18 protein-coding genes are annotated in these 19,815 nt (G+C 55.0%); 12 read left to right on the forward strand and 6 right to left on the reverse strand.

The genetic code is table 11. From position 1 onward, the window contains the following. Positions 1–441 precede the first annotated feature (441 nt). Both KI379_RS27430 and KI379_RS27435 read left to right on the forward strand, forming a co-directional pair. Complete coding sequence (locus tag KI379_RS27430; protein WP_076174730.1) at positions 442–1,791, forward strand: Nramp family divalent metal transporter; 1,350 nt, start codon at positions 442–444, stop codon at positions 1,789–1,791. 196 nt (positions 1,792–1,987) lie between these two features. Beyond that, positions 1,988–3,517 carry a phospholipase D family protein gene (locus KI379_RS27435; protein WP_212985583.1) on the forward strand — a complete coding sequence of 510 codons (1,530 nt, stop codon included), beginning with the start codon at positions 1,988–1,990 and terminating at the stop codon, positions 3,515–3,517. A gap of 221 nt (positions 3,518–3,738) precedes the next feature. Here the strand turns inward: KI379_RS27435 and KI379_RS27440 are convergent, their stop codons facing one another. Both KI379_RS27440 and cls read right to left on the reverse strand, forming a co-directional pair. Continuing rightward, positions 3,739–4,566, reverse strand: coding sequence for an ABC transporter ATP-binding protein (locus tag KI379_RS27440; RefSeq protein ID WP_076174732.1), 828 nt, complete (start codon positions 4,564–4,566; stop codon positions 3,739–3,741). Between the two features lie 172 nt (positions 4,567–4,738). Beyond that, positions 4,739–6,244, reverse strand: a complete 1,506-nt coding sequence (gene cls, locus KI379_RS27445) for a cardiolipin synthase (RefSeq protein WP_076174735.1) — start codon at positions 6,242–6,244, stop codon at positions 4,739–4,741. Between the two features lie 237 nt (positions 6,245–6,481). On the opposite strand from cls, the gene KI379_RS27450 reads away from it, so the two are divergent. The 6 genes from KI379_RS27450 to KI379_RS27475 all read left to right on the forward strand — a co-directional run bounded on the left by KI379_RS27450 (position 6,482) and on the right by KI379_RS27475 (position 12,695). Then, positions 6,482–7,063, forward strand: coding sequence for a TetR/AcrR family transcriptional regulator (locus KI379_RS27450; RefSeq protein ID WP_212985584.1), 582 nt, complete (start codon positions 6,482–6,484; stop codon positions 7,061–7,063). Positions 7,064–7,103: 40 nt separating this feature from the next. Beyond that, positions 7,104–7,451, forward strand: coding sequence for a DMT family transporter (locus tag KI379_RS27455; protein ID WP_076174740.1), 348 nt, complete (start codon positions 7,104–7,106; stop codon positions 7,449–7,451). Continuing rightward, positions 7,451–7,765 carry a DMT family transporter gene (locus KI379_RS27460; protein WP_089549695.1) on the forward strand — a complete coding sequence of 105 codons (315 nt, stop codon included), beginning with the start codon at positions 7,451–7,453 and terminating at the stop codon, positions 7,763–7,765. The genes KI379_RS27455 and KI379_RS27460 overlap by 1 nt, the downstream gene beginning before the upstream one ends. An 87-nt stretch (positions 7,766–7,852) precedes the next feature. After that, positions 7,853–8,299, forward strand: coding sequence for a carboxymuconolactone decarboxylase family protein (locus tag KI379_RS27465; RefSeq protein ID WP_212985585.1), 447 nt, complete (start codon positions 7,853–7,855; stop codon positions 8,297–8,299). A gap of 215 nt (positions 8,300–8,514) precedes the next feature. Continuing rightward, on the forward strand, positions 8,515–9,438 hold the full coding sequence (locus KI379_RS27470) for a TetR/AcrR family transcriptional regulator (protein WP_212985586.1): 924 nt from the start codon (positions 8,515–8,517) through the stop codon (positions 9,436–9,438). A gap of 44 nt (positions 9,439–9,482) precedes the next feature. Next, positions 9,483–12,695, forward strand: a complete 3,213-nt coding sequence (locus KI379_RS27475) for an efflux RND transporter permease subunit (protein WP_212985587.1) — start codon at positions 9,483–9,485, stop codon at positions 12,693–12,695. A gap of 130 nt (positions 12,696–12,825) precedes the next feature. Here KI379_RS27475 and mobA read toward each other — a convergent pair whose 3' ends face one another. Further along, entirely contained in the window at positions 12,826–13,467 is a 642-nt protein-coding gene (gene mobA, locus KI379_RS27480; RefSeq protein WP_212985588.1) for a molybdenum cofactor guanylyltransferase, read from the reverse strand. Between the two features lie 289 nt (positions 13,468–13,756). Here mobA and KI379_RS27485 point away from each other — a divergent pair, with 289 nt between their 5' ends. After that, entirely contained in the window at positions 13,757–14,995 is a 1,239-nt protein-coding gene (locus tag KI379_RS27485; protein WP_076174755.1) for an MFS transporter, read from the forward strand. Between the two features lie 170 nt (positions 14,996–15,165). Here KI379_RS27485 and KI379_RS27490 read toward each other — a convergent pair whose 3' ends face one another. Continuing rightward, the gene (locus KI379_RS27490) at positions 15,166–16,854 is read right to left on the reverse strand and encodes a glutamine--tRNA ligase/YqeY domain fusion protein (RefSeq protein ID WP_076174809.1); all 1,689 of its coding nucleotides are present in this window, start codon (positions 16,852–16,854) and stop codon (positions 15,166–15,168) included. 268 nt (positions 16,855–17,122) lie between these two features. Between KI379_RS27490 and KI379_RS27495 the strand changes: the two genes are divergently transcribed. The 3 genes from KI379_RS27495 (at position 17,123) to KI379_RS27505 (ending at position 18,195) form a co-directional block, all read left to right on the forward strand. Further along, positions 17,123–17,377, forward strand: coding sequence for a DUF2164 domain-containing protein (locus tag KI379_RS27495; protein ID WP_076174757.1), 255 nt, complete (start codon positions 17,123–17,125; stop codon positions 17,375–17,377). A gap of 93 nt (positions 17,378–17,470) precedes the next feature. Next, positions 17,471–18,019 carry a GNAT family N-acetyltransferase gene (locus KI379_RS27500; protein WP_076174812.1) on the forward strand — a complete coding sequence of 183 codons (549 nt, stop codon included), beginning with the start codon at positions 17,471–17,473 and terminating at the stop codon, positions 18,017–18,019. Continuing rightward, positions 18,001–18,195: a hypothetical protein gene (locus KI379_RS27505; protein ID WP_076174760.1), complete on the forward strand. Its 195-nt coding sequence runs from the start codon at positions 18,001–18,003 to the stop codon at positions 18,193–18,195. The genes KI379_RS27500 and KI379_RS27505 overlap by 19 nt, the downstream gene beginning before the upstream one ends. On the opposite strand, the gene KI379_RS27510 is transcribed toward KI379_RS27505, so the two are convergent. Together KI379_RS27510 and KI379_RS27515 are read right to left on the reverse strand one after the other, a co-directional pair. Next, positions 18,192–18,851 carry an MOSC domain-containing protein gene (locus tag KI379_RS27510; RefSeq protein WP_076174763.1) on the reverse strand — a complete coding sequence of 220 codons (660 nt, stop codon included), beginning with the start codon at positions 18,849–18,851 and terminating at the stop codon, positions 18,192–18,194. The genes KI379_RS27505 and KI379_RS27510 overlap by 4 nt on opposite strands. Before the next feature lie 90 nt (positions 18,852–18,941). Further along, complete coding sequence (locus tag KI379_RS27515; protein WP_076174766.1) at positions 18,942–19,727, reverse strand: SDR family oxidoreductase; 786 nt, start codon at positions 19,725–19,727, stop codon at positions 18,942–18,944. Between the last annotated feature and the right edge of the window lie 88 nt (positions 19,728–19,815).

The following is a 19,815-nucleotide window of genomic DNA, read 5'->3' on the forward strand; positions in this document are numbered from 1 at the left end:
GCGCCCCTTTCATGGATATGCTGCAAACTTTGATTAACTTCATGACCCGCTCGTCACCGCACGATTCTCTAAAGAAAGTATTATACCACAGAACCTCTGGTAAATTCGCCAACTTGCCTCAAACCGAGCCGACCTTCCATCCTGTACATCACGGATGATGCATCCGGCTGACCAAAGTTCACATGACCGCGGCCTTCCCCTCCCGCGACCCGGTTCACACATCGTGGTGTAATGCTGGCTGCTCACACAGGCACACGTCACAGCAGCGAGCCATAAATGCTTTGCAGGATGTTCGGCCGAAGCGTTGGCTTAGGAGCCCACAAAGTTTCCTTGGGGAAAATTTTTGAAGTACATGCAACAGCCCAGGTGCTTTCCAATAGGATGTGATAGCCGTTTAGACTCGATTTGAATCGAAAGAATGTTGTGAAGGGAGTGCTGCCCATGAACGCAAGTGAGGAGAGCCGACTGGCGGCCGCCGGAAGCGGCTGGCGCAAAGGAGGCGGTCCGCCCAGCCTGCCTGAAGTTCATAAGTCGATGAAGGTTCCCTTAAAGGGCAGCTTCTTCCGCAAAATGCTAGCCTTCGCGGGTCCCGGATACCTCGTCGCTGTCGGGTACATGGATCCCGGCAACTGGGCCTCCGATTTGGCCGGCGGAGCCATGTTCAACTACTCGCTGCTGTCGGTCATCATGATTTCGAACCTGATGGCGATCCTGCTTCAGTCCCTGTCCGCCCGCCTTGGCATTGCTACGGGAAGGGACTTGGCCCAAGCCTGCCGCGATCATTACAGCAAGCCCGTCAGCATTGGGCTCTGGATATTATGCGAGCTGGCGATTGCGGCCTGCGATCTAGCCGAAATCATCGGCTCGGCCATCGCGCTGCAGCTGCTGTTCGGCCTGCCGCTGCTAGCCGGTGTCCTCATCACGTCCGTGGACGTCCTTCTGGTACTGCTGCTGCAAAACAAAGGATTCCGGCATATCGAAATTTTGGTCATTTCGTTTATCGCTGTGATCATCATGTGCTTCGGGGTCGAATTGTTCCTGTCCAAGCCGGAGATGGGCGCGGTCATGGCCGGATTCGTTCCGACGGCAGACATCGTGCAGAACCCGGAAATGCTGTACATCGCCCTTGCCATGCTTGGCGCGACCGTCATGCCCCACAACCTGTACCTGCACTCCTCGATCGTGCAGACCCGCCGGTACGACGAGTCCATCGCCGGCAAGAAATCGGCCATCCGTTTCGCTACCGCGGATTCCACCGTGGCGCTCACCATCGCCCTGTTCGTCAATGCGGCCATTCTGATCCTTGCGGCGTCTGCCTTTTATTCAACGGGGCATACTGAAGTAGCAGAGATTCAAGACGCCTACCAGCTGCTCACTCCGCTGCTCGGCACCGGTGCGGCCAGCGTTCTGTTCGCCGTCGCGCTGCTCGCTTCCGGCCAAAACTCGACGCTGACGGGAACCCTCGCGGGCCAGATCGTTATGGAAGGCTTTATGAACATCCGCCTGAAGCCATGGATCCGCCGTCTGATTACGCGCCTGATCGCTATCGTTCCCGCCGTGATCGTGATCGGAATTTACGGGGAAGGCTCCACCGGCCAGCTGCTGATTTTCAGCCAGGTCATCCTCTCGCTGCAGCTGTCCTTCGCCGTGTTCCCGCTCGTTAAATTCACATCCGATCCCGTTAAGATGGGACCTTTTATCGCCCCGCGCTGGGTGCGGATACTGGCCTGGATCGTAGCAGCCGTCATCGCAGCGCTGAACATCTATTTGCTGTATGGCACGTTTTTCTAGGCTGCTACTGAGGGTCAGCATGCCCTTTTCCCATATGATGACAACGTTCCGCTGCTTCAAACAGGCCCTTTCGACGTTAATAGTTGGTTAGACCGCTGTACCAAGCAAGGCAGGGTTCCAAACCGTGGGGCACTCCCTCGGAGAACCCTGCCGTTTAACCCGGCTGCAGTGGACAAGCAAAGGAGGCGATGACTCGATGACCCAACATATCCCATCCCAGGACGCACCTGAACCGTACCATTCGCGTGCGGCCAGCTGGCAGCCGCAGGGGAAAAGCCGTAAACGCCGGGTTCGGCGCTGGATTCTGGCTGCGGCCTGCTTGCTCATCCTTTGGCTCGCCGGGGTCATCGTGTATCAGACACACAAGCCGCTTCCTCCCGGCATTTCCTACGAGAGCCCGCTCTACCATCTCGATCAGGTCCGCTTCTACCGCGACTTGACTTACCCGGATAACCAAGGGCAGGTCATCCATGAGCCCCAGATTACGAATCGGATCATGCAGATTGTCGATGAATCCAGGGAGTTTCTTGTCATTGATCTGTTCCTGTTTAACGATTACAAGCATAAAGGGCAGAAGTTTCCGACCGTCAGCAAGGACTTGGCGGACAAGCTCATAGCGCATAAAAAGCAGTATCCCCAGATGCAGATCGTCTTTATTACGGACCAGATCAATACGAATTACGGCTCCGCCCCGAACTCCCTGCTCGAAGCGATGAAGGCGGAGGGCATCCAGGTCATCGTGACCGATGTGGATCCGCTGCGGGATTCAAACCCGATCTACTCCGCCGTGTGGCGGACGTTTATCCAGTGGTTCGGCCAGTCGGGCAATGGATGGATTCCGAATCTGATGGCAAACGACGGGCCCAAAGTCACCGCAAGGTCGTATTTAAAAATGCTGAACGTCAAGGCCAACCACCGCAAGGTTGTGGTCAGCGAGAAGACCGCTCTGGTCTCTTCCGGTAACGTGCATGATGCCAGCGCCTACCACTCCAATATTGCTTTTGAAGTGCAAGGCCCGATTATCGGCGATATCCTGAAAGGCGAGCAGGCCGCGGCCCGGCTGTCCGGGGACTACCAACTCCCGGTATATGCCCCAGCTTCCGAGAGCGCTCAGAAATCAAACCAAGGGAAAATAGCCGTCCGCTATCTGACCGAAGGCAAAATCGACAAATATACGCTGCTGGAGATCAACAGGGCACCGCAAGGGTCCACCTTGTGGATGGGCATGTTCTATCTGGCCGATGAAAAGGTAATGAGCGCCTTGCTGGATGCCGCCGACCGCGGCGTCAACATCCGGCTGCTGCTTGATCCTAATCAGAACGCCTTCGGCCAGGACAAAATCGGTATCCCGAACCGTCCCGTCGCGAAGGAGCTCACCAAACGTTCCGATGGCCGTATCGCCATCCGCTGGTACAACACGACCGAAGAGCAGTATCATACGAAGCTGATGTACATCTCCAACCCTTCAGGCAGCTCCGTGATCATGGGCGGCTCGACCAATCTCACGCCGCGGAACCTGGACAATTACAATCTGGAGAACGACCTCTGGATATCCGTTCCACGCGGCGATGCGCTCGACCGGCAGATGGCCGGCTATTTTGACCGGCTCTGGAACAACCGGGACGGGCACTACAGTCTGGACCTGAGCGCGTATCAGGAAAAGTCCACCTGGTTCAAGGACTTTCTGTTCCGCGTGCAGAAGCTGCTTGGATTTACGACCTTCTGATGCGTCACCAAGCCCCGATGCTTTCACAGGCGTCCTCCCATTCTCCGGTTGACCTGGGCCTTATCAGCACAGTCACTTCATCCGGATAGACCCAGCGATATCTGGCCGTTATGATCATACAACGCAAAAAAGGCGCCTTCTGTTATGCAGAAGCGCCTTCTGTTATATATTCCATCTTGTTATTACAATTCAAGTGAATTCCCGCTCACCGAACGGATCCCCTAAGCTTCGCAGACCGCCGACAGCTTGCACCGGTCTCCGCACAAGCGGCCTTTGCCGTGCGGCACGCACATCGGCGTTCCGAAGATCGGATCCTCCGCAATCATGCAGTCCATGCAGAACACTTCCTTGACCATTTGCGGCGTCAGCACGTCTTCCGGTGCACCGGCACAATAGACGCCCTGGTTCTTCACGGCAATCATATGATCGGCGTAACGGCAGGCCAGGTTCAGGTCATGAAGCACCATCACGATCGTCCGTCCCTGCTCACGGTTCAGCTCATACAGCAGATCCAGCACCTCGATTTGATGGCTCAAATCCAGGTACGTCGTCGGCTCGTCGAGCAGAATCAGGTCGGTGTTTTGCGCCAGCGTCATGGCGATCCAGGCCCGCTGCCGCTGTCCTCCGGACAGGGAGTCAACCGCGCGGTCGGCCAAATCGGTGAGGCGCGTCATTTCCAGCGCTTCGTTCACCAGACGCTCATCCTCCGCACTCCACTGCTTCAGCCACGATTGATGCGGATAACGCCCCTGCTTCACCAGCTGAAGCACGGTCAGTCCCTCCGGAGCCGTCGGTCCCTGCGGCAGAATTGCCATATTCCGGGCAACTTCCTTGGTTGACGTCCGATGGATTTCCTTGCCGTCGAGCAGAACCGATCCGCTCTTCGGACGCAAAAGACGCGCCATGGAACGAAGCAGCGTGGATTTGCCGCAGCCGTTGCTGCCGATCAGAACCGTAACTTTGCCTTCGGGAATGTCCAAATGCAGGTCTTTAATAATATCGGTATCGCCGTACCCCAGCGTCAGTGCTTCCGTTTGCAAAAGCGTCATCTTTCCCGTAACCCCCAATTCTGCCCATCATATGATTTAAACCAATCTAATAACGTCCGTCCACAATAATGAGAATCATTATCACAAATATAATCGGCGGCCGCGTGAATGTCAACCACTCACGGGCCGCCAAAAGAAGCTTTTTCGCCTACCTCGTACCACCGCAAAGCCGCTACAGCAAAGGGGATAGCAGCCTTGCGAGCGACTCCATAAAGCGCTCCGGTATTTTTTTCTTATTAAATTTATCGGGAATGATTTGCTTCGTATACACCAAATCCCGTTCAAAGTCCGACACGATCCGCTGCACGCTCTCGGTCTGCACCAGCAGCGCGTTCACTTCAAAATTCAAATGGAAGCTGCGCATGTCCATATTGGCGGTTCCGATCGTCGCCACTTCGCCGTCAATGATCAGCAGCTTGGAATGCAGGAACCCTTTTTCGTATTCGTAAATTTTGACGCCCACGTCGAGCAGCGAAGGAAAATACGAATGGGAAGCCAGGAACGGCAGCCACTTGTCCGGCTTGGACGGAAAAAGGATGCGTACGTCGAGCCCCGACATCGCAGCCACGCGCAGGGACGTCAGAATATCGTCGTCCGGGATAAAATAAGGCGTCGCCAGCCAGACCGATTTCTGCGCCGAAGTGATCATCGAGAAAAAAATATTTTTGAGCGTACGCCGGTCGTTGTCCGGTCCGCTAGGGATAATCTGCACGGCGCCGCCGCTGCTTTCCGCCAGCTCGGGAGACAGATATTCGGCGTCCAGCACCTTTTCCCCGGTCATATAGAGCCAGTCCTGCAGGAAAATAATTTGCAGCGTCCGCACCGCCTCGCCCCTGACGCGCATATGGGTATCTCTCCAGAAGCCGTATGCCGCATTGCGGCTCAGGTACTCGTCCCCGACGTTCAGCCCGCCGATAAAGCCAACCTTGCCGTCGATCACGACGATTTTACGGTGATTGCGGAAGTTGACCCGGGAGAGAAAAAACGCCTTGGAGCTTCCGTACGCGACGACCTGAACCCCGGCTTCCTGCATGGCCCGGAGGAACGATTTGGGCAGCTGCATGCTTCCCCAAGCATCGTACATAAAACGGACCTGCACGCCGGCTTTGGCCTTTTCAATTAAAATCTGCTGAATCCTTGTTCCGATGTGATCGGCGCGGTAAATGTAGTATTCCATATGAATATGATGCCTGGCCTTCTCGAGCTCCTTCAGCAGGGTGGAGAACGTTTCCTGCCCATTGGTCAGCACTTTGGTATCGCTGGAGAAGGAAATCGGAGTCCGCGCCAGCCGCTGCGAGAGATGCAGCAGCTGCTGCTGCATGGGATTAAAGGAAGAAAGATCCGGATGGAACCGCGCACCATTCTCTTCCAGCCGGTCATATGTTCTGAGATCCTGCTCGGCTTTTTTATCGAACTTGCGCCGTTTGAAGTAGTTTTGCCCGAAGAGCAAATAAAAGAACAGACCCACCACCGGCATCAGGGCGAGCAGCAGAATCCAGGCCATCGTCGAGGACGGGTTGCGGTTCTCCATAAAAATCATGAACCCGAGCGACACGACGGTAAGCGTGGAAAATATACTGACAATGGTTCCCGCGGTTTTGCCGAACACGCCGAAACCAAAATAGTAAAACGCAAATAATATCGCGGCAATGATAAAGATTTGTATTCCCCGTCTCATATGTTACCTCTCTTAAGTATCATTAAAAACATGCATATCCATGGTCATCGTCCAAACCCATAAGGTATATTTTACATGAACAAGTTCAAAGTTCCTACGAATTTTTATCGAATGGACAAGCCCGCCTGAAATTTCCGCGCATGCCTGATGTTAGAATGCCCATCTTCTTGACATTGGCTGCATTGTGTGAAAAAATATCACCTAACGACCGTTAGGTAGTCAATAGGAGTCGATGATATGAACGCCAAAAACACCCTGCTCGAAGCTGCATTATCGCATTTTGCCAAGGATGGATATGAAGGAGCGTCCCTGCAAAAAATAGCCGAGGAAGTCGGCATCAAAAAGCCGTCCATCTACGCGCATTTCAAAGGGAAGGATGAGCTGTTCCTGCAGACGCTGAAGGGCGCCCTCAATGAGGAAGGGACCCGGATTATCCGCCGCTATATCAGCCTGAAAGACCAGCCGCTCGAGCAGCGGCTCAAGGGACTGCTGGAGTATCTCCAGGAGGAGTATACCCGGAGCAGCAAAACCAAGTTTGTGCTGCGCATGGCCTACTTCCCCCCATCCTCGCTGCATGATCAGGTCATGGAACTGGTCTTTCCGTTTCTGGATTCGATGGAAAAGCGGATGATTCGCGTCATGCGCCACCATGCTTCCGCCGGCCACCTCCCGGTTAAAGATCCGGACGGTGCAGCCGTCGCCTACATGACGCTGATCGACGGGGTCCTTATCGAAATGGTGTGCGGCGGGCTGGAGGGGTCTCAGCGAAGACTGGCGGCATCTTGGCCCGTATACTGGGCGGGTATTCATCATATATGACGCAAGTGGCATCCTAACGGACAAACAAAGGAGGATCATCATGAACCGCCACTGGCTTTCTGTTATTATCGGGGGCGTTGTCGAAGTGCTGTGGGTGTCCGGCCTGAAGCACTCAGACAATGCGCTTGAATGGATTCTTACGGTCATCGCGATCATCGCGAGCTTCATTCTCATTATTAACGCTTCGAACCATCTGCCGGTCGGGACGGTGTATGCGGTGTTTACCGGCCTGGGAACGGCCGGCACCGTCGTTGCCGAGATGCTGTTCTTCGGCGAACCGTTCCGATGGTCCAAGTCGCTGCTCATTCTCGTTCTTCTCGCCGGAGTGATCGGCCTTAAGCTGGTCACTGACAAAGACGGCAAGGGACAAAAGGAGGCGAATCACTGATGGCTTGGATTGCAATCGTCGTCGCCGGCCTGTGCGAAATGTTCGGCGTCATCGGGATCAAGGGCGTCACGCAAAAGAAAGGGCTGCCGGCATATGTCATGCTGATCCTGTCCTTTATCGTCAGCTTCTCCCTGCTGTCCTACGCCATGAACTCGATTCCGATGGGAACGGCGTACGCCGTCTGGACCGGTATCGGTACGGTCGGCAGCACGCTGGCCGGCATGTTTCTGTTCGGCGAGCCCAAGGAATGGCGGCGGATTCTGTTTATTGCGATGATTTTGGCCTCAGCGGTAGGTTTGAAGCTGATCTCATAATTTTTTTTGCTTTTTTATAGAACGATGTCACAAATCGCGCACCTGATCAGTCTTCTTTGTGAACGAACCTAAAGGAGGCTGTTATCGATGGAAATCAGATTGAATTACAGGGACGCCAATATGCCGGCTGTTAAAGCGATGCTTGCTTTTGAGCAGTTTGCCCAGAGCACTTCGATCGACAAGGTGCTCTCCGAGCTGATTAAAATCCGGGTGTCGCAAATCAACGGATGCGCGTTTTGTCTGGATATGCACAGCAAGGACCTGCTCAAGCTGGGAGATTACCTGGAGCAGCTGACGCTGGTCTGCGTATGGCGGGAAGCTCCCGTATTCACCGAGCAGCAGCGCGCTGCGCTGGAGCTTGCGGAATACGTGACGAAAATTTCCGAGGCAGGCGTCCCGGATGAGGTGTTCGGCAGGGTCAAAGAACATTTTGACGAGAAGGAAATCGTCGACCTGCTGATGGCGATCAACGCCATTAACTGCTGGAACCGTTTAGCCATTTCGACCGGCATGTTCCCGGGTTGTATGGGTTAATAGAACCGCCTATCAAAACCGTCACAATTTCGCCATATTCATTCCCTATAAATGTGGAGCCCAACCGGCACCTTCCTGCGTATTACAACCAGGAAGGTGCCTTTTTTTGTAAATGGCGCCGGGTTGTTTGAAAACGACCTTCGCTCTGTAATATAATCGTTCTGACTAGGCGGTCAATTTGAGAACCGAAGTGTCAGAAAGGAGTGAAGGTGCATTTGTCTGAGAAACTGGCGGACAAGAAAAAACAGATTCTGAAAACCGCCCTGCAGCTGTTTTCCACAAAGGGAATTTCGGCCACCTCCATGCAGGAAATCGCGGAATACTGCGGCATGTCCAAAGGCAGCTTGTATCTGCACTTCAAATCCAAGGAGGATCTGGAGAGCAGCATCTACCTGTACTGTGAGGGCCTGATCCGGGACAGCGTTTTGCAGGTGGAACAGGAACACCTTCTGACTCCCAAAGAACAGCTGCGGAAACAGCTGGAAGTCGTGCTGAATCTGCTCGTGGAGCTCCGGGAGTTTCTGGTGGTGCAGATTCAGGATCACCATGCGTCGGGAAAAAAGCCACCGTCCCAGAAACATTTGCGCGAAAAGCAAATCATCGGCATCCAGTGGTTCAAAAACAAGCTCGAGCAAATTTACGGGGATGACGTCTATCCCTACACGCTGGACCTTACCATGTTTGTGGTGGGCCTTCTCGACGGATATATCCGGACGCTGTTTATTCCGGGTTTGCCGCTGAACATCCGGCGGGTTGCCGATCATATCGTGTTTTTGCTGGACGAAGTCGCCGGCGGCATGGTCCGGTCGCAGCGGGATCCGCTTATTTCCCCCGGGATATGGACCGAGTGGACGGAGAAGCTGAAGGACCGGTCCGGGGGGAGCCTGCGGCATCCGCTTATTATTACCAAGCAGATGCGGGATCTCTTAAAGGACAAGCTGCCGGAAGGACCAGAGCGTGACCTGGCTCAGGAGTCGATCGATATCATCGACAAGGAGTTTCGGGACATCGAACCGCGCAAAGCGATCCTGGCCGGCATGATCGCCAACCTGGAGAGCGTGCCCGAGCTTGTTTCCTTAAGCCGCGAATTGAAGGAAATCTGCAGGCTGTACGTGTTTTCAAGAACCGATCGTACCTGAAGCGTGAGCAAGAGATACAAAGGAGAGGAGCAGAAACCTGCGAAATGAAGAGCATTATTAATTTTTCATTGAACAATAAATTCGCCATCTGGATCCTGACGGTCATCGTCGCCGCCGCCGGCTTGTACAGCGGGCTGGTGATGAAGCAGGAGACGATTCCGAACATCAACATCCCGTTTCTTAGCGTGACCGCCGTTTACCCGGGCGCAGCGCCGGAAGGCGTCGTGCAGGATATTACGATCCCGCTGGAGCAGCGGCTGCAGAACGTGGACGGGGTCAAGAACGTCTCCTCTACGTCTATGGAGAACGCAGCCAACATCGCCATGGAATTCGATTACGGCACGGACCTCGATCAGGCCACCGCGGCCGTCCGGGAAGCGCTCAACGAAGTGACGCTGCCTGACGGCGCCCAGAAGCCGACGATCTCCAAGTTCAGCCTGAGCTCGTTTCCGGTCGTATCCCTCAGCGCGTCCGACAGCTCAAGCGATCTTGAGGGTCTGACCAAAAACATTGAGGGCGAAGTCGTGCCTGAACTGGAGAAAATTCCAGGCGTCGCTTCCGTCTCCGTCTCCGGACAATACGTAAAGGAAGTCCAGCTGACATTTAATAAGGAGAAAATGGCCCAGCTCGGCCTGACTGAAGATACCGTCAAGGGTATCGTTCAAGGCTCCTCCGTACGGGTTCCGCTCGGTCTGTTCAATCTGGAGCAGTCCTCCAAAGCGGTTGTCGTGGATGGCAACATCACGACGCTCGATGATTTGAAAAAACTGACGATTCCGGTTACGCCGGGAGCGGGCAGCGCACAAGGACAGAGCGGTACTGCCGGGGCAGCCGGTCAAGGTGCCGGTGGCGCGGGCGCTGCTGCTGGTGCAGGCGGCGCTGGGGCAGGCAATGCAGCAGCTGGTAATGCTGCAGCTTCCGTTCAAGGCGGCCAGGCCGGCGTTCCAACCGGCATTCCGACGGTGAAGCTCAGCGATATCGCCGACATCAAGGTGGTCGGCAGCGCAGAGTCGGTGTCCCGCACGAACGGCAAGGCCTCGATCGGCCTGCAGATCGTCAAGGACAATGACGCCAACACGGTGGACGTGGTCAATGCCGTGAAGGACAAAGCCAAAGACCTTGAAGGCCAGTTCAAAGGCATGGAGCTTACGGTGCTGCTCGACCAGGGCAAACCGATCGAAGACTCCGTGTCGACGATGCTGGATAAAGCGGTCTTCGGCGCGCTCTTCGCCGTTATCATCATCTTGATCTTCCTGCGGAACATTCGCTCCACGATCATCTCGATCCTGTCGATTCCGCTGTCGCTGCTGATCGCCCTGCTGATCCTATGGCGGCTCGATATTACGCTCAACATGATGACGCTCGGCGCGATGACCGTAGCGATCGGCCGCGTCGTCGACGACTCCATCGTCGTCATCGAGAACATTTACCGCCGCTTGACCAGCAGCGGCGAGAAGCTGCGCGGACGCGAACTGATCCGCGAAGCGACGCGCGAAATGTTCGTTCCGATCATGTCCTCGACGATCGTAACGATCGCGGTCTTCCTGCCGCTGGCGTTCGTCACCGGCATGGTCGGCGAGCTGTTCATGCCGTTTGCGCTTACGATGGTCTTCGCCCTGCTGGCTTCCCTGCTCGTAGCGATCACGCTCGTGCCGATGCTGGCCCACAGCCTGTTCAAGAAGGGCATCAAGGCCTCCAAGCAGCATGATCACGACAAGCCGGGCCGGATGGCCCGCGGCTACCAGCGGATTCTGAACTGGGCCTTGTCCCACAAGCTGATCACATTCGGTTCAGCGGTTATTCTGCTCGTGGCAAGCTTCTTCCTGACCCCGCTGATCGGCACCAGCTTCCTGCCGGATCAGGAGGACAAATATATCATGGTGACCTACTCGCCTGAACCTGGCGCTCAGCTGGAAACCGTGGAGAAGCGGGCCCTTGAAGCCGAGAAATACATTTTGAGCCAGCCGAACATCGACAAGATGCAGTACTCCGTCGGCGGCAGCGGCAATCCGCTGGCTGGAGGATCCTCGTCCAATTCGGGTCTGTTCTATGTAGAGTACAACAAAGATACGAAGGACTTTGAGAACGTGAAGAAAAACCTCGTGGAAGGCCTGAAGAAGCAAGTATCCACTGGAGAATGGAGCTTGATGGACATGTCCGGCGGCATGGGCGGAAGCTCGCTCAGCGTCAGCGTCTACGGCAACAGCCTGGATGATATCAAGCCGGTCTCCGAGCAAATCCTGAAGCTGGTGCAGGCAGACACGGATCATTTTGAAAAAGCGAAAACAAGCCTGACCAAAGCTTATGACCAATACACGATCGTGGCGGATCAGCAAAAGCTAAGCTCGATGGGCTTGACGGCCGGTCAAATCGCCATGAAGCTGAGCCCGGTCCGCGAACGTCCGGTGCTGACCGAAGTGACGGTCGACAACAAAGACTACAAGGTTTATATCGAAACCGATAATAAGGAATACAAGAGCATCAACGACATTGAGAACGAAACGGTCCAGTCGCCGCTGGGCATGAACGTTCCGATCAAAGACGTCGCCAAAGTGGAAAAAGGCACGTCGCCGGATACGATCACCCGCAACGACGGTAAAATGGTCGTGGACGTGACGGCCAACATCGTCACCTCCAACGTCGGCAAAGCTTCTTCGGACCTGCAAAAGGAAATCGACAAGATCGATTTGCCGGACGGCGTCGAAGTTAAATTCGGCGGCACCACTGAGCAGATCAACGATACGTTCACCCAGCTCGGCCTGGCCATGGCTGCGGCGATCGCCATCGTCTACTTCGTGCTCGTCGTTACCTTCGGCGGCGGCCTGGCGCCGTTTGCGATCCTGTTCTCCCTGCCGTTCACGATCATTGGCGGACTTGTCGGCCTCTGGATCGGCGGAGAGACGCTGAACGTATCGGCCCTGATGGGCGCCCTGATGCTGATCGGTATCGTCGTGACCAACGCGATCGTGCTGATCGACCGGGTGATTCACAAGGAACGCGAAGGCTTGTCGACGCGCGAAGCGCTGCTGGAAGCCGGAGCCACCCGTCTCCGTCCGATTCTGATGACGGCTCTCGCCACCATCGGTGCCCTGCTGCCGCTCGTATCGGGACTGGAGAACAGTGCCGGTATCATCTCCAGAGGTCTCGGCATCACGGTTATCGGCGGTTTGGTCAGCTCCACGCTGCTGACGCTGGTCATCGTGCCGGTTGTGTATGAGTTCCTGATGAAATTCCGGAAACCGAAAGTAGAAGATTAATTTCTTCAAATAAAAAGGACGTGCTTCTCTCCCTAAACGGGAAAGGGCACGTCCTTTTTCTATATAGTTTAGGTTTGCCGACGAAACTTAACCTACTAACCTATGCATAAAATCGGAATATACAGACAACTTAACACAAATCCTCTCTCAAGAAAAGACCTGTCATGGCACGCTTATAGTCTAAAGGTTCATTCATGTTATAGAAGGCTTTGTCCGCACCGGGCCCCAGCTCCTGGATGAGCTCTTCCTCGGAGACATAGCACACCTTCAGCTGCTCCAGCCACCCGGTCAGGCGCAGCCGGCCGGAAGACAAGCACGTCTCCAAGGACGGCAGGACGCTGCGATGGTAGGCAGCCAGCAGCGGCTGAATGCGCCCCCCCGATACTGGGACGATGGCCTGGAGTCCGCTTTTATCATCCATAACCGCGGCCGCTTCATCTGCCTTCCGTGCCAGAAAACGAAAAACCTCTTCCGTCACAAACGGCATATCACAAGCCGTGATGATGCTCCAAGGCGTGGCGGCAGCATGCAGTCCGGCATGCAATCCCGACAGCGGTCCCTGCCCCGGATAACGGTCATGCACCACTTCTTTGCCCAGGAACGCATATTTTTCGTCGTCATTCGCCGAAATGATGATATTTGAAGCAGCAGGCGACATCAAGCGGACGATCCGCTCGATTACCGTTTCGCCGTTCACGTTCAGCAGTGCCTTATCGGTCCCCATCCGGCTGGATTGACCCCCGGCCAGCAAAATTCCTGTGACCTTGAACATCGTTCGTCTCATCCCTCTCGTTACAAGCATTAACAGGCAATCTAGGTCGTATTTTTCATACATTTAAAGTAGCTCCAAATAAATTATGGGATAATTCTCAAAAGTTGGTTTGTATCCCTTTTCAACTAATGATAAAGTGGGATTGGCAGTCTTTAAAACGCCGCTTTCGATATGGAATGAACGGAAGAATTTCTAACTTTGCGCACAGAAGCGGGTCATCAGAAGATTACAATGCGGAACTTCAGTTCAACCTATATATTAGCAAACGGCCGGAAAGGAATGTGCTAGCGTGCAGGAAAACGGAAGCAAGCCGTCTTCGTTAACGTCGCTCAAGGCGTTCAACTTTTTAATTTACGGCACCATGGTGATTTTCACCAGCTATTTTCAATTATACCTGCAGGATGCGGGAATGAACAAACTGGAAATCGGCAGCCTGATGGCACTGGGGCCGTTGATCTCCCTGCTGGCCAATCCGGTCTGGACGTTTGCCAGTGAACGCCTGCGGGACACCAAGCGCAGCCTGCTGCTCATGATGGCGGGCACCCTGCTGCTGACTCAATTTGTATTTCATGCCGATACGTTTACGATGATTTATGTGGCCATGATGCTCTTTTTCTTCTTTCAAAGCCCGATGTTTGCGCAGAGCAACACGCTGATTCTCGGCTATATTCCGGATCAGCCGCACCGGTTCGGCGCGTTCCGGATGTGGGGCTCTATAGGCTGGGCGGTGACCGCTGTGGCGGCCGGCCTCTTCCTCGACCGGATCGGAATCTCCCGCCTTTCCTTCGTGTTTACGGGAATCCTTGTCCTGGCGATCGTATCCGTCCTGCTCCTGCCTCCGCTCAAGCGGACCTCCGAAACGCCGCCGATGCGTCTCCGGGGCTTTGGCAGGTTTGCGGTGAACCGTTATTTTATCGCTTTTATCGTTCTGGGCATGGCTGTCTCCGTCCCCACCTTTATGAATAATACGTTCATGTCGCTCTATATCACGGAACTGGGAGGATCAAAAACGGTAGTGGGACTGGCCGTCTTCCTGTCGTCCATTCTGGAGATCGGCGTGCTGATTCTGTTCAATCGTTATCTAAGGCGTAAATTGTCCACGCTCGTAGGCTGCCTTTCCCTTGTAAGCCTTCTGTTTGTCCTTCGCTGGCAGCTGATGGCGAACGCCACAAGCCCGGTCGAAATCGCCGTCATCCAGATCCTTCACAGCATCACCTTCGGCGGCTTCTTCTTTGTCGGAACCCAGGTGGTGCGACTGCTGACGCCGGCCCCATTCCGCGGACCCGCTCAGGCGCTCTACACGCTCACTTGGAGCGGCATCTCCGGCATGCTCGGCAGCCTGGCCGGCGGCTGGCTGTTCCAGAACTTCGGCGGCGCGGCCATGTACAAAATTTGCGTGATGCTGGCGCTGATCGGCGCGGCCGGCTTCGGCATTATGTGGTACTGGATTCGCGTTCAGCATCATACCCAGGCGGGGGCTGCCGGAACTGTGACCGGGCCTGCAGATGATGACGATTCACCGTTCTAAAGAAGCTGGACCCGATTGGCCGGGCCAAAGCTTGACATAAGCGAGACAGAGCAAGCCAAACATAAACAAAAAGCCAGCCGCTGGGTGATTGCATCTGCGGCTGGCTTTTCTATATGTCATTCGAACGTTGCAGGCCTTCTCATAGGTTCTTGTGCCGAGCCGATCCCGCCTTATTTCGGCATTTGGAAGGAGCTCTTCAGGGAGACGACCAGGTTAAATACCGGTTGTCCGGGCGCAGAATACTTCGAATCCACGTTAAAATATCCGTGCCGGAAAAACTGGAACTTGTCCTGCGGCTTGGCATTCTTCATGTCCGCTTCCACAAAGCCGTGCAGCACTTCGAGGGAGTTCGGATTGATTTCGTCCAGGAAGCTTTTCTCTGCTGTTTCGGCTTCGTTCTCCTCGGCCGTGACATCCGTCTCTTCCGCCTTGATCAGCGGCTCATACAGACGGAACTCCGCCGGTACGGCATGGGAAGCTTCGACCCAGTGGATGGTTCCCTTGACCTTGCGGCCGGTAAAGCCGGTGCCGCTCTTCGTTTCCGGATCATAGGTGCAGTGAATTTCCGTCACCTGGCCGTTCTCATCCTTCACGAAGTCATGGCATTTAATGAAATAGGCATTCTTCAGCCGGACCTCGTTGCCCGGGAACAAACGGAAATATTTGTTCGGCGGGTCCTCCATGAAGTCGTCCTGCTCGATGTAAATTTCGCGCGAGAACGGGATTTGCCGCGTGCCCATGTCCGGGTTCTCGGTATTGTTCTCCGCTTCGAGCCATTCCACCTGGCCTTCTGGATAGTTGGTGATGACCACTTTCAACGGCCGCAGCACCGCCATCGTCCGCGGAGCCTTCAGCTTAAGGTCCTCGCGGATAAAATGCTCCAGCATTTGCAAATCCACCAAACCCTGGCTCTTCGAGATGCCGGTCTCGTACACGAAATTCCGGATCGCTTCCGGCGTGTAGCCGCGGCGGCGGAGTCCGGAAATCGTCGGCATGCGCGGATCGTCCCAGCCGTCGACGATCTTCTCGTCTACGAGCAGCTTCAGCTTCCGCTTGCTGGTCAGCGTCTGTGCCAGATTCAGGCGGCCGAATTCGTATTGATGCGGTGTGCTCTCCATTTCGCATTCCTGGATGACCCAATCATAGAACGGGCGCTGATCCTCGAACTCCAGCGAGCAGAGGGAGTGCGTTACGCCTTCGATGGCGTCCTCCAGCGGATGGGCGAACGCATACATCGGGTAAATGCACCACTTGTCCCCCGTGTTGTGGTGCGTGGCATGGGCGATCCGGTAAATGACCGGATCCCGCAGGTTGATGTTCGGCGAGGCCATGTCGATCTTGGCGCGAAGCACCTTCTCCCCATCCTTGAATTCACCGCTGCGCATTTTCTCAAACAGCTCAAGGTTCTCCTCGACGCTGCGGTCACGGTAAGGGCTGTTTTGGCCCGGCTCGGTCAGCGTGCCGCGCGTCTCGCGGATTTGATCGGCTGTCTGATCGTCGACATACGCTTTGCCTTTTTTGATCAAGAGCACCGCACGGTTGTACATCTCATCGAAATAGTCCGAGGCATAACGCTTCTCCGCCCATTCGTATCCAAGCCATTTCACGTCTTCCTCAATGGATCTGACGAACTCCACATCTTCCTTCAGCGGGTTCGTATCGTCAAAGCGCAGGTTCGTTGCGCCTTCGAATTCGCCGGCCAGCGCGAAATTGATCCAGATCGCCTTGGCATGCCCAATATGCAAATAGCCGTTCGGTTCCGGAGGAAAGCGGGTGACCACTTTCTGAACCTTGCCCGACTTCAGGTCTTCCGTTATGACATTTTTAATAAAATTGGAGGGAGTGCTTGGTTTCTCCACAGTTATCAACCTTTCATCCATAAAGTCTTCTTTATAGATAGACCTCGTCCATCTTATTCTCTGTATAAAGCTTGTTTCATATAAATATACCTGTAATGCCGGGAGAGTTCAATCATTCGCGCTCCTCTCCCCTTTTACGTGAACGCGAAGCCTTATACATCCTTCCCCAATCCAGGGGCAAACATGAAAATTGGGGCTAATACCATTTTGACGCCATTTGAGGAATAAGGTAGCATGGAAATAAAAGCCGAAGGGGGCCTAAATGCATATGAAATCGATGAAGCTGGCGAAGGAACAGCGGGACCAGGCGATTCTGCAGATCCAGCAGTTTTTTGAGCATGAACGCGGCGAAGCCATCGGTGAGCTGGCAGCGGACGGCGTGCTGGACTTCTTTATGACACGCATCGCTCCGCATGTGTACAACCAGGCGCTGAGCGACTGCCGCCATGTGGTCAGCCAGAGAATGATATCCCTGGAAGACGATATATACGCATTGGAACAAAAGGTTAAAGCGTCCCGTTAAGTACGAGGGGAGAAGTGAAAACGCATGGTTGGTTACATATATAAGCTGGCCGCCAATTTCGCCGATCTTGGGAAAAGAAAGAGGGATTCATTCATGTTTACATACGCACTTGACGACCAAATTGAGCTCCGGCCCCTGGCGCTGCAGCATGCACGCCCGCTGTTTCACTTGACCGACCGGTCACGTGACCGGCTGCGGGAATGGCTCCCCTGGGTGGATGCGATCCGGGAAGTGGAGCATACGGCCAATTTTGTGAAAAATGCCATTAAGCAGGGCGCCGAGAACGGCGGCATTTCCGCCGGCATTTGGGTGGACGATGAAATCGCCGGTCTGATCAGCTACCATCAGATCGACTGGAACAACCGCTCCGTCAGCATCGGCTACTGGCTGGGGAAGGAATTTGAAGGCAAGGGCATCATGACCAGCGCCTGCCGGACCTTTGTCGATTATGCCCTGATGGACATGGATCTCAACCGGGTCGAAATCCGCTGCGCAACGGGCAACCACCGCAGCCGCGCAATCCCCGAACGACTGGGATTCGTTCTCGAGGGAATCGTCCGTGAAGCGGAGAAGCTACCCCAAGGTTACGTGAATCACGCGGTCTATGGGATGATACAAAATGAATGGAAGCTGCTTCGGTAGCCCGTTTTGAAAACCCTTCCTCCAAGGCAGACAAAATGCCGCCGCTCCTGTCCAACGGACAGGGAACGGCGGCATTTTTGCCATACGATGAAGCGGTCATTCAGCGATACACAGACGTTCGGCAGCCGCTGGATAACTGGGCGGCCGGCGGACTGGCCGCAGCCTGGCCGGTTTAGGCCAGCCAGTTGCTGAACTGCTCCTTCACGGTCGAAGCAAGGGCTTCGACTTCGAGCATCCGGGCAATCTCTTCCCGGTCCGCCCGCTTGCGTCCCAGCGCCAGCTGGCGCAGAACCGCGGCCACTGTCACGCCGCCCGGGCTGGATTCACGCTTGACGATGGACGATTGGCGGTCCAGCACCCCTTCCTGGAGCACGCGGAGATAAAAACCGCTGTATCCGGTATCCAGCACCCGTGCCGGGAAGTCGGTCACCCCATGCTTGCTGGCGATTTTGAAACAGGGAAATCTCGGCTGGGCGACCTGCATGACTGTCCCGCCGATTTCAAACGTATCGCCGATGCACACTTCTTCTTCCAGCAGCCCGGATACGGTCAAATTCTCGCCAAAGGCCGGGCACTCCATCGGAATGCCCAGCTCCCGCTTCCAATAGGCGTAATGCTCTACAGGATAGACGCACACGGCCTTGTCAGGCCCGCCGTGATTTTTCAAGTCACCTTGGCCGTCCCCTTCCATCTGCGTGCGTCCAACGAACACTTCTCCTTCAATCGGGCGTTTATGTATGCCGGTTGTGAGCGGTTTGCCCATATACTCCACCGTGATCGGCTTGCCGACGTTCACCGATACGATCCGGTAAGCGGTATCCACCTGATTCATTGCGGCTTCCCTCCAAATTGATCATCTTGCTTCCATCATAGCATTTGGGGGTGCGCCGGTACAAAAGAATTACACGAGCTGGGATGGCCCTTAGAGAGCCTGTACCAGCCCGCCGTCAATGACAAGGGTTGTGCCGGTAATATAGGTGTTGGCACCCGATAACAGGAATACAACGCCTTTGGCGAATTCCTCCGGCGTTCCATACCGTCCGAGCGGAATTTCGCTCTGGGACTGCTCTGCGACCTCTTCCGCGCTGACACCCTTCGCTTTCGCATTCGATTCGTTCAGCTGGATGATCCGGTCGGTCTCGATCCGCCCCGGTGCCACCGTGTTCACCAGGATTCCGTACTGAGCCAGCTCCTGAGACAAAGACTTGCTCATGCCGGCTACGCCGTTGCGGAACGTATTCGACAGAATGAGCCCGGGAATCGGCTGCTTGATTGACGTCGACGTCAAATTGACGATATGCCCGCCCAGTCCCTTCATATGCGGAAGCACCTCACGGATCATTCGGACATAACTGAGCAGGTTCAGCTGAAAGGCTTTATCCCAGTCTTCATCCGTCAGCGTTTCAAACGTTCCCGGAGACGGACCGCCTCCGTTATTGACCAATATATCGATGCGGCCGAACTTTTCGGCCGTATAACGCACCATCGCTTCCACTTCATGCGGAATCGTAATGTCCGCCGCGTAATATTCCACCACGCCGCTGCCGAGCTTCTGCAGCTCCTGCTGTACCGCCTCCAGCTTGCCGTCGCTGCGGCTGACCAGCATCACATCGGCTCCTTCTCGCACCAGTTCAGCGGCGATCGCTTTGCCCAGTCCCTGACTGGATGCAATGACAAGCGCCTTTTTACCCTCAAGATGAAGATCCATTCTCTTATGACCCCTCTTCTATAAATTCTGCTATACCCTTATAAACTGATCATTCGGGGATGAAACCATTCGGATTCTTGAATGCTGC

The sequence above is a fragment of the Paenibacillus cineris genome (assembly GCF_018333335.1).
GTDB lineage: Bacteria > Bacillota > Bacilli > Paenibacillales > Paenibacillaceae > Paenibacillus_AQ > Paenibacillus_AQ favisporus.